Source organism: Novosphingobium sp. 9 (assembly GCF_025340265.1).
GTDB lineage: Bacteria > Pseudomonadota > Alphaproteobacteria > Sphingomonadales > Sphingomonadaceae > Novosphingobium.
On sequence record NZ_CP022707.1, the window covers coordinates 289,871 to 302,920 of the forward strand.

The 13,050-nt window shown below is 62.2% G+C and carries 18 protein-coding genes; 5 read left to right on the plus strand and 13 right to left on the minus strand.

Annotated elements, in window-relative coordinates; genetic code table 11:
* Positions 1-175 precede the first annotated feature (175 nt).
* The 3 genes from CI805_RS01435 to CI805_RS01445 are packed head-to-tail and all read right to left on the minus strand — an operon-like array spanning position 176 to position 1,355.
* Positions 176-502, minus strand: a complete 327-nt coding sequence (locus CI805_RS01435; RefSeq protein WP_260925377.1) for an ogr/Delta-like zinc finger family protein — start codon at positions 500-502, stop codon at positions 176-178.
* Positions 503-546: 44 nt separating this feature from the next.
* Positions 547-1,005: a hypothetical protein gene (locus CI805_RS01440; RefSeq protein ID WP_260925379.1), complete on the minus strand. Its 459-nt coding sequence runs from the start codon at positions 1,003-1,005 to the stop codon at positions 547-549.
* Positions 1,002-1,355, minus strand: coding sequence for a transcriptional regulator (locus CI805_RS01445; RefSeq protein WP_260925380.1), 354 nt, complete (start codon positions 1,353-1,355; stop codon positions 1,002-1,004). The genes CI805_RS01440 and CI805_RS01445 overlap by 4 nt, the downstream gene beginning before the upstream one ends.
* A gap of 83 nt (positions 1,356-1,438) precedes the next feature.
* Here CI805_RS01445 and CI805_RS01450 point away from each other — a divergent pair, with 83 nt between their 5' ends.
* Genes CI805_RS01450 through CI805_RS01460 form a run of 3 tightly spaced genes read left to right on the plus strand, consistent with a single transcriptional unit; the run spans position 1,439 to position 3,033 of the window.
* The gene (locus CI805_RS01450; RefSeq protein WP_260925382.1) at positions 1,439-2,101 is read left to right on the plus strand and encodes an XRE family transcriptional regulator; all 663 of its coding nucleotides are present in this window, start codon (positions 1,439-1,441) and stop codon (positions 2,099-2,101) included.
* Between the two features lie 26 nt (positions 2,102-2,127).
* Positions 2,128-2,514 (plus strand): HIRAN domain-containing protein, encoded by a 387-nt coding sequence (locus CI805_RS01455; RefSeq protein WP_260925383.1) that lies wholly within the window; start codon positions 2,128-2,130, stop codon positions 2,512-2,514.
* Between the two features lie 42 nt (positions 2,515-2,556).
* On the plus strand, positions 2,557-3,033 hold the full coding sequence (locus CI805_RS01460) for a hypothetical protein (protein WP_260925385.1): 477 nt from the start codon (positions 2,557-2,559) through the stop codon (positions 3,031-3,033).
* A 3-nt stretch (positions 3,034-3,036) separates the two neighbouring features.
* Here CI805_RS01460 and CI805_RS01465 read toward each other — a convergent pair whose 3' ends face one another.
* The 8 genes from CI805_RS01465 to CI805_RS01500 all read right to left on the minus strand — a co-directional run bounded on the left by CI805_RS01465 (position 3,037) and on the right by CI805_RS01500 (position 9,376).
* Entirely contained in the window at positions 3,037-4,032 is a 996-nt protein-coding gene (locus CI805_RS01465; protein ID WP_260925394.1) for a contractile injection system protein, VgrG/Pvc8 family, read from the minus strand.
* On the minus strand, positions 4,032-4,448 hold the full coding sequence (locus tag CI805_RS01470; protein ID WP_260925396.1) for a phage tail protein: 417 nt from the start codon (positions 4,446-4,448) through the stop codon (positions 4,032-4,034). Before CI805_RS01470 ends, CI805_RS01465 begins: the two co-directional genes overlap by 1 nt.
* Entirely contained in the window at positions 4,448-6,682 is a 2,235-nt protein-coding gene (locus CI805_RS01475) for a phage tail tape measure protein (RefSeq protein WP_260925398.1), read from the minus strand. The genes CI805_RS01470 and CI805_RS01475 overlap by 1 nt, the downstream gene beginning before the upstream one ends.
* 3 nt (positions 6,683-6,685) lie before the next feature.
* A complete protein-coding gene (locus CI805_RS01480; RefSeq protein WP_260925399.1) occupies positions 6,686-6,817 on the minus strand; it encodes a GpE family phage tail protein in 132 nt (43 codons plus the stop codon).
* Positions 6,817-7,164 carry a phage tail assembly protein gene (locus CI805_RS01485; protein ID WP_260925401.1) on the minus strand — a complete coding sequence of 116 codons (348 nt, stop codon included), beginning with the start codon at positions 7,162-7,164 and terminating at the stop codon, positions 6,817-6,819. Before CI805_RS01485 ends, CI805_RS01480 begins: the two co-directional genes overlap by 1 nt.
* A gap of 125 nt (positions 7,165-7,289) precedes the next feature.
* The gene (locus CI805_RS01490; RefSeq protein ID WP_260925403.1) at positions 7,290-7,799 is read right to left on the minus strand and encodes a phage major tail tube protein; all 510 of its coding nucleotides are present in this window, start codon (positions 7,797-7,799) and stop codon (positions 7,290-7,292) included.
* Positions 7,800-7,864: 65 nt separating this feature from the next.
* On the minus strand, positions 7,865-9,019 hold the full coding sequence (locus CI805_RS01495) for a phage tail sheath subtilisin-like domain-containing protein (RefSeq protein ID WP_260925405.1): 1,155 nt from the start codon (positions 9,017-9,019) through the stop codon (positions 7,865-7,867).
* A 9-nt stretch (positions 9,020-9,028) separates the two neighbouring features.
* On the minus strand, positions 9,029-9,376 hold the full coding sequence (locus tag CI805_RS01500; RefSeq protein WP_260925407.1) for a GPW/gp25 family protein: 348 nt from the start codon (positions 9,374-9,376) through the stop codon (positions 9,029-9,031).
* A 137-nt stretch (positions 9,377-9,513) separates the two neighbouring features.
* Between CI805_RS01500 and CI805_RS01505 the strand changes: the two genes are divergently transcribed.
* Complete coding sequence (locus tag CI805_RS01505) at positions 9,514-10,080, plus strand: phage baseplate assembly protein V (protein ID WP_260925409.1); 567 nt, start codon at positions 9,514-9,516, stop codon at positions 10,078-10,080.
* A 56-nt stretch (positions 10,081-10,136) separates the two neighbouring features.
* Complete coding sequence (locus CI805_RS01510) at positions 10,137-10,493, plus strand: thermonuclease family protein (protein WP_260925411.1); 357 nt, start codon at positions 10,137-10,139, stop codon at positions 10,491-10,493.
* A 254-nt stretch (positions 10,494-10,747) separates the two neighbouring features.
* Here the strand turns inward: CI805_RS01510 and CI805_RS01515 are convergent, their stop codons facing one another.
* Together CI805_RS01515 and CI805_RS01520 are read right to left on the minus strand one after the other, a co-directional pair.
* Entirely contained in the window at positions 10,748-12,253 is a 1,506-nt protein-coding gene (locus CI805_RS01515; protein ID WP_260925413.1) for an ATP-binding protein, read from the minus strand.
* Entirely contained in the window at positions 12,250-12,993 is a 744-nt protein-coding gene (locus CI805_RS01520) for a hypothetical protein (protein ID WP_260925415.1), read from the minus strand. The genes CI805_RS01515 and CI805_RS01520 overlap by 4 nt, the downstream gene beginning before the upstream one ends.
* Between the last annotated feature and the right edge of the window lie 57 nt (positions 12,994-13,050).

Here is a 13,050-nt window from a genome sequence, read left to right on the forward strand (position 1 = left end):
CAGAGGCGGCGCCATCCGATCCCGTTGGTGAAAGCATCGAAGAGCGTCTTCCAGGGCAGGCCGCAGCCTTGGCATCCCTTGCTCACGTGTACGTTGGACAAAACTTCCCCCTCGGCCAAAGCGGCCGTTCGTAAAAATCAGCGTGTGGTGAGTGGCGGGCCGGGTGGCCGGCGCGTCAGGTGACGAACATGCTCATCTGATCGTCATCCGGTTCGGCCCCGCGCGAGGGCGGCAGGACGTGCGGCACCTGATCGACCGGGCAGACCGGCAGATCGAGATCGGGCCGGTCGATCAGCCCCGGATTGAACGAATGCACGAACGACACCTCGACCATGTAGGTGTGGCCGCAGCCGGTGTTGGTGCAGTGCGCGTGCAGGTGCTTCACCTTGGGGGTGATGCGCTCGCTGCGGCGGATGAAGGCCGGGGCCTCGCACTTCGGGCAGAGCACGAAGGCGGCATCGCGGCCGGACTGCGAACCGCCCGAGCGCAGGCGGAATGCCATCGGCGCGAAAATCAGCGGTCTTCCGCGAATGTGGCCTTCCCCGCTCATACCTGTCCCCCCATCAGCTTGAGGCGGGCGAGCTGCGCGAACAGCGCCTGAATGCCCTCCTCGGTTTCGATAATCGCGCGCGTCACCGCACCTGCGTCGCGCATGTCCGCCGCGACCATCAGGGCGGCGGCAATCGCCTCGCCCGATTCCTTCGCGGCCTTGCCCGAGGTTTCGAGCAGCTGGGCAGCGGCATCGTGGTTGGCGGCGGTCAGCAGGCCGAGTCTCGCACCGAAACATTCGTGAAACGGGCGATCCTCGCCCCCGGCCCGGCCATAGGCATCGTCGAGCCGGACAGCGTCGATAAAGCTGATTTCGCGTCCGGTATCGGGATCGGAGAATTTGCGCACCGACCATTCGGACTTGCCGATCACCTCGGCGCAACCGTCCCACCCAAGCAGGTCGGCAATACGCGACAGCGCGCGATAGGGGGTGAGCGGGCGGCGTTCCTTCGTCATCGCGAAGCCCCCTGACGGCGAGGAGCGCGGTCCAAACCGTTCTGCCGATTGCCGTATCCGGCGCGGTGGTCGGTCCCTACGAAGCGTGCACTGGTGCACTGATCGACGCCGGTCCAGCGCTCGGGCGCCGGGGGCAGATCTACAGGATAGATATCGGGGCGAAGATCATGACGGGATACGCCAGTCAGCTTCTCAGCAAGCAAAACCTTTTCCGCCGGAAGCTGCTTCGACTGGTTCAGCCACCGCCAGACGGTGGGCTGCGTCACGCTGAATGCGTCGGCCATGGCCTGCTCCGTTTCGAAGCAGGCCCGGACTTCGCGCAGGGCTTCATAGCGGCTAATGGTCGTCATACGGTTCCGTATAGACGGGAACGTATATTTAGCAACGGAAAAGTTGAATGAATGCATATACGCGGACGTATAATGTGCGCACGATGTGGGAAATCGTGCCAGCACGTCTCGAAGCCGCGATGCGGCGAGTAGGGATCAATCGATCACAACTGGCTGCCGCCGTTGGGGTCTCACAGCCGTCCATTTCGCGGCTTTTAAGTGGAGAAACAAAGACTACGCGTGTTCTGGACCTGATCGCCGCGACGCTGAGAACAACCCCTTCCTACCTGAAGGGCGACGTTGAAAATCCTGAGCTGGACACCGATGGCGAGGACACTGGTCCGTTGCCAAATCTGGACGACGTGGAGATCGACAGCATCGATCTGGCCTATGGAATGGGCGGTACGTTTCTGGATGGTGCAGTCATTCAGGTCGAGAAGGTGAAATTCTCACGAAAGTGGCTTCGTCAGTTCACCAACTCGCCTCCTAATATGCTCTGCAGCACGCGGGGCATGGGCGATTCTATGATGCCGACGATCCACGATCAGGACGTGGTAATCATCGACCGATCCCAGACCGTGCCGGAGATGGGCGACAAGATCTGGGCTATGTCGTTTGCTGGCCTGGGAATGATCAAACGACTCCGTGCTCTGCCGGACGGCACCATGAAGATCAGTTCCGACAACCATTTGGTGCGCGATGAAATCGCAGGCGATGGCGAACTTTACATCGTGGGCAGGGTCGTTGCGGTGGTGAAAAGCGTTTGATGATTCTTTCGGACAAGCTGCCCGCCATGTCCCTCGCCGTCGTGGGCGCCCAGTACGAGAACCCGGACGGGACGGACCGGCGATATGAGATCCTGCTTTGCGTACCGGGAGAGCCCGTGGAGTTGCGGCCGGAGCCTGCGAACCCGCGCGACCCTCATGCGATTGCGGTCTTCTCCGTGCGGCGGACCCAGATTGGCTACATCACCGCCGAGCGCGCGCCGAGGCTGGGCGCCATCATCAGATCAGGGCGGGAGGTGCAGTGCCTGTTTCAGGGCAAGGCACAGTTCGGCGCGTGGATCCGCGTTGCGTTCGACGGGGAGACGCCAGTGGTCGCGATCGAGGAGGCCCACAGTGCGCGGCGGCACGAGCAGCACGACGATTTCTATCCAGATGATATCTGGCCGGACGACTGAGGGGGAATGATGAATTCGCGAATTTGGGTAGTGCCGCTCATCATGAGCATCTGCATGTTGAGTGCTTGCGGTTCGGGCGAGCCACCGAAGATCAGTATCAAGCCCGATGGTAAATTCGTGCAGGGCATGGATCACGTCGTGAACATGGAAGTGATGCTCGATGCCACGCAGCGCGACGGAAGGTTGATCGCGGCGGCGGGCGAGGCTGTGAAGCAAGTGGGCGAGCAGCTCAATGCCGGAAAGCCGCCTGTGTCAGGGGACTTCGATACCCTGAATTTCTGGGTTCGCGCCAAGGGGATTGCCCCCGCTACCAATGGGGTTGCTGACAAGATTATCTTGCTGACCTTCGACCGTCAGGAATTGCAGCAAATCGTTCAGTTCGGCAGCGACACCGACACGATCCTGTCGAATGCGCACGACATCAACTGGTGGACGCCCACGAACGATGATGTGATCGACGATTATTGCGCTGGTCATGCTGGGGGCGCCTTTTGCAGGAAAGCGCTTGATGCCGGGTAGAGTTTAGGCGCTTTCCAGCGTCAACCGCTGCTTCAGGCCGCCTGCGCCCATGCTGGTATCCACGCCGTCCACCAACCACGACAGCCCGTCGATCTTCGTGTTCCAGCCTGACAGCGTGACGCGTCGGTTGGGCACAATCGCGGGATCCCCGATCGCGAGGTCGTATTCGAACTGGTAGGCGCCGCGCTGGCCGCGTGCGGCCTCGGCGGTGGCGGCCTGATGGGCATCGGCCTCGCTGGCATAGACCCGCTTGAGACGCTTGCGGTTGGTTCCGCCGGTGGAGACGGTGCGGCGTCTGCCCGCTGCCGGATCATGGTATTGGGCCTCGGCGCCGTCGTACTGGTCGCGCTGGGCCTGCGTGAAGCGGTGCTCCCAGCCTTCGCGGCGGGTGATGGTGAGCATCGGAATCGTGGTGCCGGACGCTGTCGTGGTGCTGCCCACCGGCATCAGGATGATCTTGCGGTCTTTCCACGTCGCCACCGCATCGTAGCGGCTCCCCAGATCGCGGACGAAGGCCATGTCGCTCTTGCCCGCCTGCTCGATCGCGGTGATGGGTTTGATTGCCAGATCGGGATGGACCTGTGCGGTGATGGCGTTGCGGCTTGCAATCTCGCCGACGACGGCGCCAAGCGTGGTGTCCTTCCAGGCATGGGTGCGGCGCTTGCGATAGGTGCCGTTCATATCGACCGAACGGGCGGTGATCGAGATCTCGTCCGGCAGGCCGGTATCTTCCACCTCGTCCACGGTGAAGCGGCCCTTGTCGACCAGGCCGAGCGGCACATCGGTGCCCGCGATCCAGCCCAGCGATAGGCCGATGATCTTGCCGGGTTCGGGCAGGGCCATGGCGCCATCGGCATTGTTGAGCGTGAGGCTGAGCTGATCGGCCTCGCCGCCGCGCTTTTCGGTGAGGGTCAGTTCCTTGAATCGGGGATTGATCTTGTCCGCCAGATCGACGCCATCCAGCGTCAGAAGGATTCCGGCGATGTTTGCCTCTGCCATCAGTCGATCCGCGTAAGTTCGAGCACGAAGTCGATCGCGCGCGGGATGCCGCCTGCCAGCACGGTGCGATGGGTCTGGTCGATCCGGTCGATCTCGAAATGGCCCAGCACGGTGCCGAAGCCGTCCAGCAGGGGCCAGTTGCCGCCAGTGTCCGCCATTTCGATCAGGGTGGTGATCGCGCCGTAGTTGCCCGCGACCTCGGGCACGATCAGCCCGGCGATGCTGACCGCGTCCTCGCCCGGCCCGGTGAACTGGCTGCTGGCGCGGGCCTTGAAACGGTCGCTGCGCTCATGCCGCCAGGACATGCGGCGCTGAAAGTCCGAATAGGCGATGGTGTCCATGCCGAAGACGAACAGGCCCAGCGTGAGCAGCTGGGCGGGGCTGGCGCCGGTGAGCGAGGTGGTTGCGTCCGCCATCAGCGGTCCTTGAACTGGCTGCGGCCCTGCTGGGCCTGCTTGCGCTCGATCACCCGGCCGACTTCCTCCGCGAGCTGCTTTACGTCCATGCCGGGCGCAGCGTGGACGTGGATGTGAATCGGCGCACTGTGCGCCGCGGAGCCAGCGATTGCCGGACGTGCAGCGGCGGCCATGGGAGTGAGCGACATGGCGCCTGCCGCTGCAGCACCTGCCGCCATGCGGCGCACGGCGCGCGCTGGGCCGTGACGGTTCTGATCGATGCCGCGTTCCAGACCGCCCGCGACATGGCCGCCCAGCGCCATGAAGACGCGCGAGGGGGACTTGATGCCGAGGTAATTCTTGAACTGCGTGATGCCGTACTTGGCCATCTGGATCAGTTTGGCGCCCAGCGCGAGCGGGTTGATGGCGAGAAGCAGGCCATCCATCATCATCCTGCTGATGGATTTCAGCCACGCCGGTAGCGCCTGCAGCTTGTCTTTCACCCACGCCACGCCGGTGCCGAAGGCGGCCTTGATCTTGTCCCAATGGGTGTAGATCAGATAGCCCGCCACGCCGACCGCAACGACAATCGCAGTGATGATTGCGACGATGGGATTTGCCAGCATCAGCGCTCCGGCACGCAGTACGCCGTGTGCCAGGAACATCATCGCCATGCGGATCATGCCGAAGCTGCGGACTGCGAATCCGGCCGTGCGCGAGGCGATGGACCCGAACAGCGCCAGATGGCGTCCGAACGCCGAGACCCCTTCAACCTTGCGGAAGTAGGGAAGAATCTTGGCGAAGGGCCCGAGCAGGGAGCCCAGCGCATATTGCGCGGCCCCGAGGCCTATTCGGAAGGTGATCAGCGCGGCAACGCCCTGCGTGATCGCGCTGGCCAGCTGGGGGTGCGCTCGCGCCCAACTGGCAACGCCTGAGGCCATCATCGTCATCTGCCCCAGCACCTGCGTAATGACCGGCAGGAGCGTGGTGCCCAGCACGATCGCCAGCTGCGAGGCGGAGCCCATGAAGGCGGTCCATTGTACGGTGGCATCGCGCGCCACGCGCTGATCGAAGGCCTTGTCGATCGTGCCGGAGCTGCGCCCGATTTCGTCGCGCATCTTGACGTAATCCTGCATGCCTAGGATCAGGCCGCGCACGGCCGACTGCGCCTGCATGTCATCGAAGGCCAGACCGATCTTGCTGAGATCGCCGCCGGTGGCCTTCTGTGTCAGTTCGGCAATCGCCTGAAGCGGCGTCTTGCCCTGCGCGTAGGCCCGTTTCAGCGCGGCGGGCAGATCCACGCCGAAGTTCTTCTTGAAGGCCTGCGTGGTGGCCTGCGCGTTGATCTTGGCCAGCAGGTTCTTGACGTTGTTCGCGGCCTCGTCCGCATCGCCCGAGCTGCGGCGCGCGATTTCCAGCGCGGCGGACAGATCCGCCACAGCAGGAAGCCCCTTCTGCCCCAGCGCCTGCATCTGGGCAGTGAGGCCGGGGAAGTACTGCGCCATGTCCTTGACCGCGAAACCGCCCGCGTTGTCCGCCGCAGCCATGATATCCAGCGCGCGTGAGGTATCGCCGACGGCAACCTTGAGGTTGTTGAGGTTGGCATAGGCGGCGTTGGCGCCGTCCGAGATGTCGACCTTGAAGGCGGTGCCCAGCCTGCCGATGGAGCCGATCATCAGCGTGGCAGTGCGCGGATCCAGGCCAAGCCCCGCCAGCACGTCCACCCCGCCGCGCATGGCTTCCGGCAGCTGCTTGGCCGCAGCCGCCGCGCGGATGATGGTGTCCGCCATGCGATCGGTCTCGCGGTTCGACAGCGCGGCCTTCTGCTGGATATCGACCATGCCGCTGGAAAAGTCCGCGGCGGATTTGGTGGCGAGGATCAGCGGCGCGGCCATGGTGGCACCGGCGACGATGTTGTCAGTGCCCCTGGACTTCAGTTCCGTCGCGCGGCGCATCATCGCCATGGTATCGGCGTTGATCGCGGCAAGGCCGCGCTGGCGGGCGAGCTGGCGGTTTGTGCCTTCGATCTGGCGCTCCAGATCGCGCTCCCGGTCCATCAACTCCGTGACGTTGCCCGCGCTGGACGACAGCTCGCGCCGGACCTTGGCCAGCTCCTTTTCGAGCTTTCGGCTCTCTCCCGTCAGCCCCTTGATCGAGACTGAGCCCTTGTTGCCCAGGCCGATGATGTTGCGCAGCGCGCCCGACATCTTGTCGACGCCGAGGAAGTTGACCACGAGGGAGAGCTTGTTGCTCACGGTTCAGGCGTCCTTGTTGCCCTGCATGCGGTTCCAGATCGTGACGGCGCGCTCACGCCAGTCGAAGAGTTCGTCGATCGAGAAATGGTCCATATCCGCCGCCGTCCAGTGGAAGATGGCAGCGATGTCAGCCATCAGGTCTTCGGCTGATGTTCCGCCACCATCTCGTCCATCATCGTTCTCTCCGCCTTCGTGAGAAAAAAACCACGGATCGTTCCGCAGATCTGCGCGAAATCCTCCGGCTCAAGATCGGCGGCCTCGTCCGGCGTGAGCGGGGGGTTCGTAACGCGCGGGATCAGCTTGAGCATCGCGGTGGCATCGGTGGTGAGGATGTCCTGCATCGTCAGGCCGCCGCGTAGCTCGCCCGCCTTGGGCTTGCGGATATCCAGCGTCTCGAGCTTCGTTTCGCCGCGAATGACGGGGTATTCGAGCGGGACGGTGGTGAAGCGGCTCTTGCCGGCAGTGTCGTTGTCTTCGGCCATGTGCGGGGCGTCCTTCAGATAGTGCGGGGCAATCGGGGCCGAGGAGGGGCGAAAGGCTCACGGTCCTCCCCGGCCCACCGCCAGACGGCGCCCCGCAACAGGACCGCCCGGCGGATCTGGTTCGATCAGCTGGTGAGGATGGCCATGATCTCGGCGTAGCGGTCCACGCCATCGACCTCGAACACGCCGTTGACCATGTCGATGCGGATATCGACGACGCCGTTCACCTCGCGACGGTAGTACGAGAGCGGCACGGTGTACTTGTGCTCGGTCGCATCGCCTGCCTTCGATTTGCCCAGGTCAATTTCGGAAAAGCGACCGTTGATGAAGATGTTGACCGAGGTGGCCGCGCTGCCATCGTCGGCACGGTAGGCACTGACCAGGCGCAGTGAGACGCCATCGACCGCCGTAGTGCCGAACTTGCGGATCAGCGCAGCGGTGTGACCGCCCATCGTGAGGGTGGCATCCATGGCCTCAAGGCCCATGTCCAGCTTGACCGGGCCGAGCATGCCTCCGCCGCGCCAGTCGTCCGTGGCGATAGCGAGCTTCGGCTCTTCGAACTCGGCCACAATGCCAAGATAGCTTCCTCCATCGACATAGGCGGTGCTGTTGATGTGTTTGGACGGCATACCCATGGCCGGGATCCTTCTTGCTGCCGGTCAGGCCGTATCGGCGCCGGGCGGAAAATGTGGGGGAGCGATCAGGCGATCTGGTCAGCGAAATCCGAGTAGTAATCGTCGGTGATTTCCAGATCGACGTTCGGGTTTTCCATCGGTGCGCAGGGCGTGAAGCGCATCTTGAAGTGCGGGCGACCGGCGGCAAGTTCGGTGGAGGTGTTGCTGTCCGCCGGAAGGGTCGCCTCGGCGCCGACGACGCGCCCGGCGGTGACTTCCGCCGCGAAGGCCGTGCTCACCTTCTCGAGGTAGTTCTTGACCATGGGCACGGTCATCGGCTTGTCGATGTCGGCCTTGATGGTCTCGGTGATGATGTCCTGCAGCGCGTAATTGGTCATCACCGCGCTTTCGAAGCTGTACGCCGCATCGTCCTCGCCCGCGCAGGTGCGGTTGCCCCAGAAGCGATAGCCGTTGTCACGGATCAGCGTGATGATGTCGGCATCGTTGAGCACGCCCGCATCGGTCGTCGGATCGAGCAGATCGTAATGGACGTCCTTGGTGATGGACGTGACGCCATCGACCACCACGTTCGAAATCGTCTTGTGATAGCCGGTGGAGGCGTTGATCTGGGCGCGCAGGCCCATGGCGCGGGCGACGGCATCGCCGGACCAGGTGTTGAAGTCCGGCCAGATCAGCGACAGCTCCTTCGCGCCGAATTCGCCCCGGTAGGTGACGGCGGCGGCGATGTCGTCGCCGATGGCCTTGGCGAACACACGCCCGCGCAGCTTCTTGGCCGCGATGGCCAGGGCGTTGGCAACCTCTTGCGTGTCGAGGCCGGGCGCACCGAGGATGCGCGGGCGCTGGCCCAGCGAGGCTTCGGCAGTGAGCAGCGCCTGCAGGCCGGTGTAGGTGTTGCCGTCCGTGGCGCCGATGACATTGGCGTTGGTCGCGTCGGCATCCTCGCCCTCCGCCACGCGCACCACGACGATAACCGGGGTGACCACGTCGGCGATGGCGAGGAGCGCATTCTTCAGCGTGCCACCGCTGCCCGCCAGCCCAGCAGCGGCGTTGACGTCGGTCACCAGTACCGCCGTATTGAGCGGAAAGGCCGCGTCCAGGGAGGCGGACGATTCGGGCGCGGTAACGGACGACGTCGCGATCAGGCCGATCACCGACAGGCTGGCGACAGCCGCGATGACGGCGCTGGTGGACGATTGCGTGAGCGTGAGGCCGTGGGTCATCGGGCTTCCTCAGTTCGAGATGGGAATGGAGAGGGTGGTTTCGGCATTCGTCGCGGTGTCTGTCCGCTTGCCCGAGATGCCGATCTTGAAGGTGCCGTCCGCAAAGTTGCCCGAAAGCGTGACCTTGGAGATCGCAATCCGAGGCTCCCACGTCTTGAGCGCGAGGGCCGTAGCGGCGCGCAGGAGCATGACGTTCGCCGCGTTGCCGGGCCGGTCGATCAGGCGCGGAAGCATCGAGCCGAAATCGCGCAGCATGACGCGAGAGCCCAGCGGCGTGGTCAGGATCTTGCCGATCGACTGCGCGAGGTGCGCGGTGCCGTCGATGGCTTTCCCGGAAGTGGCGTCGATCCCTTTCATGCCCCCACCAAAGCCGCGCTCGCGCGCTGGCGCCAGCGGGTGCGCGGGTAGAGGCGGGCGCTACCGCTGCCGCGCCGCGCGGTGGGCTGCTGGACACGATAGGCCGGGCCGCAGAGCTGCCATGAGGACCGCCCGACATGCCCCAGATGCACTATCAGGAAGACATCCCCGCCGACGTTTCCGAACTGATCCGCGAGGGCGCGATCGTCTCGGTCGATCTGAAAGCGGCACGATGCGTGGTGCGCTATGGCGATCCCAATGACGAGGACGGGGGCGCGACCACGCCGCCGATCCGGTGGTTCACCGGGCGATCCGGCAAGACGCGGAAGTGGTCGCCCCCCAGCGAAGGCGAGGCGGTGATCCTGCTCGTCCCGGATGGTCAGATCGCGGCGGCAGTGGCGCTATGCGGCGTGCCGACCGATGCTTTCCCGCCTGCCGGTGACACGCTCGCCGAGCTGGTCGAGTACGAGGACGGCGCAAAGATCGGGTACGATCCCGAGAGCCATGCGCTTACTGCGGTGCTGCCTGGCGGAGGGACGGCCTCGATCGAGGCGCCGGGGGGCGTGACGATCAAAGGGGCCGTGACGATCGAGGGTGACGTTGCGGTGAGCGGTGATGTGGTGGCGGACGGGATCAGCCTCAAGTATCACCTGACGCCGGGCATAACCCGTGGATCTGCTTTGAGCGATCCCCCAGCATCCTGAGGCATTGCCCACAATTAGGATCGACGCTCGGTTTCTTTCGGCGCTAGGGGCGCCTCATGCCTTTAATGATCCTTGCCGCTGCTGCGGCGCTCACGACATGTCCCGCCCTTAAAATCCATGACGGCGACACCATCCGCTGCGGCGCCGAGCGCATTCGTATCTCCAACATCGACGCGCCTGAGTTGCGCGGTTCGCCCAGCTGCCGGGGATGGAAGAAGCGCACGCACTGGTGCGACTATGCCGCCGGTATCCGCAGCCGTGATGCGCTCAAGGTATTTCTAGCGCGCGGGCCGGTGCGAGTGCAGCGATCGGGGCACGACAAATACGGTCGCACGCTCGCTACGGTGAGCGTCAACGGGCGCGATGCCGGGGCCTATCTGGTCGGGCGGGGGCTGGCGCGCTGGTGGCAATAGGTGGCCGATTTCGGAATGTCCGGTTCGGAGACGAGCCGTAGAGGTAGCTGACATTCACCCGGCTTCGGCTGCGGGCCAACGTCAGTCGCCTACTGTACATTGGGCGAACGTCCAGTAGTTAACAGAAGCGGACGGGAACCGGCAAGTGGGCGACGGGGGAGCCTTATCAACACTGCAGATAGGCATCATTTTGGTCGAGTAGCATTATTATCGCCGCAAGAAGAGCGATTGTCAGCCCACTCACCCACTAGCATTCACATCCAAATCGCCTGCTGCATGACATCCCGCATACGCTTTATTGCGGCAGGACCGACCCCCTCGATCTCCTGCAGCGTGGTATCATCCGTGTGCCACAAATCCTGGATTGTCGCGATTCCTGCCTGCTTCAGCCTCGAGATTTTGTCGACGGTAAGTCCATATGGATAAGCCCTGCTCTTGCCGAGTATCTCGATGTTTTTGTCGAGGATACCCAAGGCATGATCCGCCGACAGTTCCGGAAGTTCGATCGTCGAAAACATTCCACCAGAAAGATGAATCTCCGATAGTTCGGACCTGCCCGCGATCCAATCGTCGATCATCTCTATCGTCAAACGACTCGTGGGGATTTTTTCAAGGATGCTGCAAAGGTTGACAGCATACACTGCCCCCCTGCCTCCCGACTTCATCGCGCGCGAGGCCTCACGCTTTGCCAGAAAGCCAAGATATTCCAGAATTTCGAACACCTTCGCAAACTCGCTGACGATGCCCTTGTGGATCGTGACACGGTCTTGAGCGATCAGCTTAGTAGCGTGCTGCAAAGGCCGAGTGAGGTGCTCAATAATCTTTTCGAAGACGGATGTGGCAGGGTCGATCAACGGTTCATAAACGCCGAGCTTCGGCGCCACTTCCTCCATCAGCGGCCAATAATAATCCTGAGCCATGGCGAGTAGGCAGCTGTTAAGATCCGGGATGCTGATCTTATCGACGCTATCAAAGCGGTTACAGGCTAGTATGAAACCCCGCATGTTCCCTACAACTGCGCGACCCAATATCTTTGAGAAAACCTCGGGAGTCAGACGATCGGAAAAAGTAGATCGTTCGGCGAGTCTCGGGTATCTGGCAAGGATCACATCGAGGAAGTAGCTGTCATCCTTGGATACGTCAGACCGACTAATCTCGACGACAGTCGAATCGTTGAACACGTCAAAGCGCACACCGAATTTTGTAACGCCGGGATATATCGAGGCCTTGCATGAGATGAGGCTGCTCGACAGCGTTCTAAACAGGTCGAAGAAGGCCTCAAGCGGCTTTTCTCGGCCGATGTGTGCCGCATCGTCGAACAGGATCACAATCCGCTGATCGAGTTGTCGAGCTAGGGTCAACAGGGATTTCTGAAGAGTGACCACATCTTCAGAATATTCGAAATCCACTTGCCGACCGGTTTCGCTCAATTCCTGAGAGATCGCCTTTGACAACAAGCCACAAAAATGGCCGACGTACTCCGCCCCGTCCGACTGGAGCAGGGGCAGATAACGAAGGCTCATGTAGATTGAGAAGGTCGTTCCAGCCTGTCGCATCCTCCGGTGGGCTTCTATCAAAAGAGCAGACTTTCCGCTTCCCCGCCCGCCCCGGATCAAAACGGGTCCATGCGCCATCAATTTGCGGATGATGACCTTGTCGTGGCTGGAGAAAGAATGGTAGATCTCGAACTTTTCAGGCGGACATTCCTCCGCAGCGAGGATGAGGCCCGCATCAACGTCTTCTGCAATATTCGTGTTCATTGAAACGTTTCCCGAAAAGCCAAATACTCGGATGCCGCTTGGGCACGATCTAGCGATCTGTAACAAGTAGGGATAAAATGGGAAACGAACGCAAGATTGCTGACGACAGTCAGGCAGTCGCGAATGGCATCCTTCAATGTACCCTCGTCCATCATTACCGATGCAACGAAGAAGTCCCAGTGGACGCCCTTCGATAGTTTCGAGTAAAGTGGTGCGCACTGACCTTTAGTAATAGAAATAAATGATCCCGCATCAGTGCTCGTCAATTCTTCGAACCCGGACAAGCTCTCATTGGCTACATAATCGAGCGCCTCGTTGAAGGCCGGCTGCCAGTGTACTGCGTCAACATGCGGTGAAAATAGCGCCCTGCTGACTTTGGCGGAATCATGATCGCTGTTCCAAAGCGTGTTGAGCGGTTTATCTTCCGAAAAGACGTCCCCCGTCCACTTGAAACCCGATTTGGTCGGCTTTCCGTATTCGTAGGCGCCCTGGGCTTGGAATTCGGCCAGGTAAAGCATTCGGAAGGAATCAAGCCTGCCGACGAGTGCTGCACACGCATTTTCTAGGGTCACCCGCGCGCAGAACGCCCCAAAGCTCTGCGCCTCCTCATCGAAGTCGTTATTGAGGTAAGTCAAGGCTTTGCCCGAGAACCTGTCAATTGACGCGCCCAAGTGATCCAATGTTGTGGACGCTGCGCCAGCAACCGCTGAAGCACCACAAACCAGCGTTCCTAAAGTCAAACCGATTTCTCCATTGGCTCTCATTAGCTTGCGTGATCGCTGGCGACAACATTGACG

What these genes read in the sequence shown, in the direction of transcription:
- CI805_RS01510 (WP_260925411.1), top strand. Translation starts at nt 10,137, where the DNA reads ATGCCTTTAATGATCCTTGCCGCTGCTGCGGCGCTCACGACATGTCCC.
- CI805_RS01515 (WP_260925413.1), bottom strand. Translation starts at nt 12,253, where the DNA reads ATGAACACGAATATTGCAGAAGACGTTGATGCGGGCCTCATCCTCGCT.
- CI805_RS01445 (WP_260925380.1), bottom strand. Translation starts at nt 1,355, where the DNA reads ATGACGACCATTAGCCGCTATGAAGCCCTGCGCGAAGTCCGGGCCTGC.
- CI805_RS01505 (WP_260925409.1), top strand. Translation starts at nt 9,514, where the DNA reads ATGCCCCAGATGCACTATCAGGAAGACATCCCCGCCGACGTTTCCGAA.
- CI805_RS01480 (WP_260925399.1), bottom strand. Translation starts at nt 6,817, where the DNA reads ATGGCTGACATCGCTGCCATCTTCCACTGGACGGCGGCGGATATGGAC.
- CI805_RS01470 (WP_260925396.1), bottom strand. Translation starts at nt 4,448, where the DNA reads ATGGCGGACGCAACCACCTCGCTCACCGGCGCCAGCCCCGCCCAGCTG.
- CI805_RS01450 (WP_260925382.1), top strand. Translation starts at nt 1,439, where the DNA reads ATGTGGGAAATCGTGCCAGCACGTCTCGAAGCCGCGATGCGGCGAGTA.
- CI805_RS01440 (WP_260925379.1), bottom strand. Translation starts at nt 1,005, where the DNA reads ATGACGAAGGAACGCCGCCCGCTCACCCCCTATCGCGCGCTGTCGCGT.
- CI805_RS01455 (WP_260925383.1), top strand. Translation starts at nt 2,128, where the DNA reads ATGTCCCTCGCCGTCGTGGGCGCCCAGTACGAGAACCCGGACGGGACG.
- CI805_RS01435 (WP_260925377.1), bottom strand. Translation starts at nt 502, where the DNA reads ATGGCATTCCGCCTGCGCTCGGGCGGTTCGCAGTCCGGCCGCGATGCC.
- CI805_RS01495 (WP_260925405.1), bottom strand. Translation starts at nt 9,019, where the DNA reads ATGACCCACGGCCTCACGCTCACGCAATCGTCCACCAGCGCCGTCATC.
- CI805_RS01500 (WP_260925407.1), bottom strand. Translation starts at nt 9,376, where the DNA reads ATGAAAGGGATCGACGCCACTTCCGGGAAAGCCATCGACGGCACCGCG.
- CI805_RS01485 (WP_260925401.1), bottom strand. Translation starts at nt 7,164, where the DNA reads ATGGCCGAAGACAACGACACTGCCGGCAAGAGCCGCTTCACCACCGTC.
- CI805_RS01490 (WP_260925403.1), bottom strand. Translation starts at nt 7,799, where the DNA reads ATGGGTATGCCGTCCAAACACATCAACAGCACCGCCTATGTCGATGGA.
- CI805_RS01465 (WP_260925394.1), bottom strand. Translation starts at nt 4,032, where the DNA reads ATGGCAGAGGCAAACATCGCCGGAATCCTTCTGACGCTGGATGGCGTC.
- CI805_RS01460 (WP_260925385.1), top strand. Translation starts at nt 2,557, where the DNA reads ATGAGCATCTGCATGTTGAGTGCTTGCGGTTCGGGCGAGCCACCGAAG.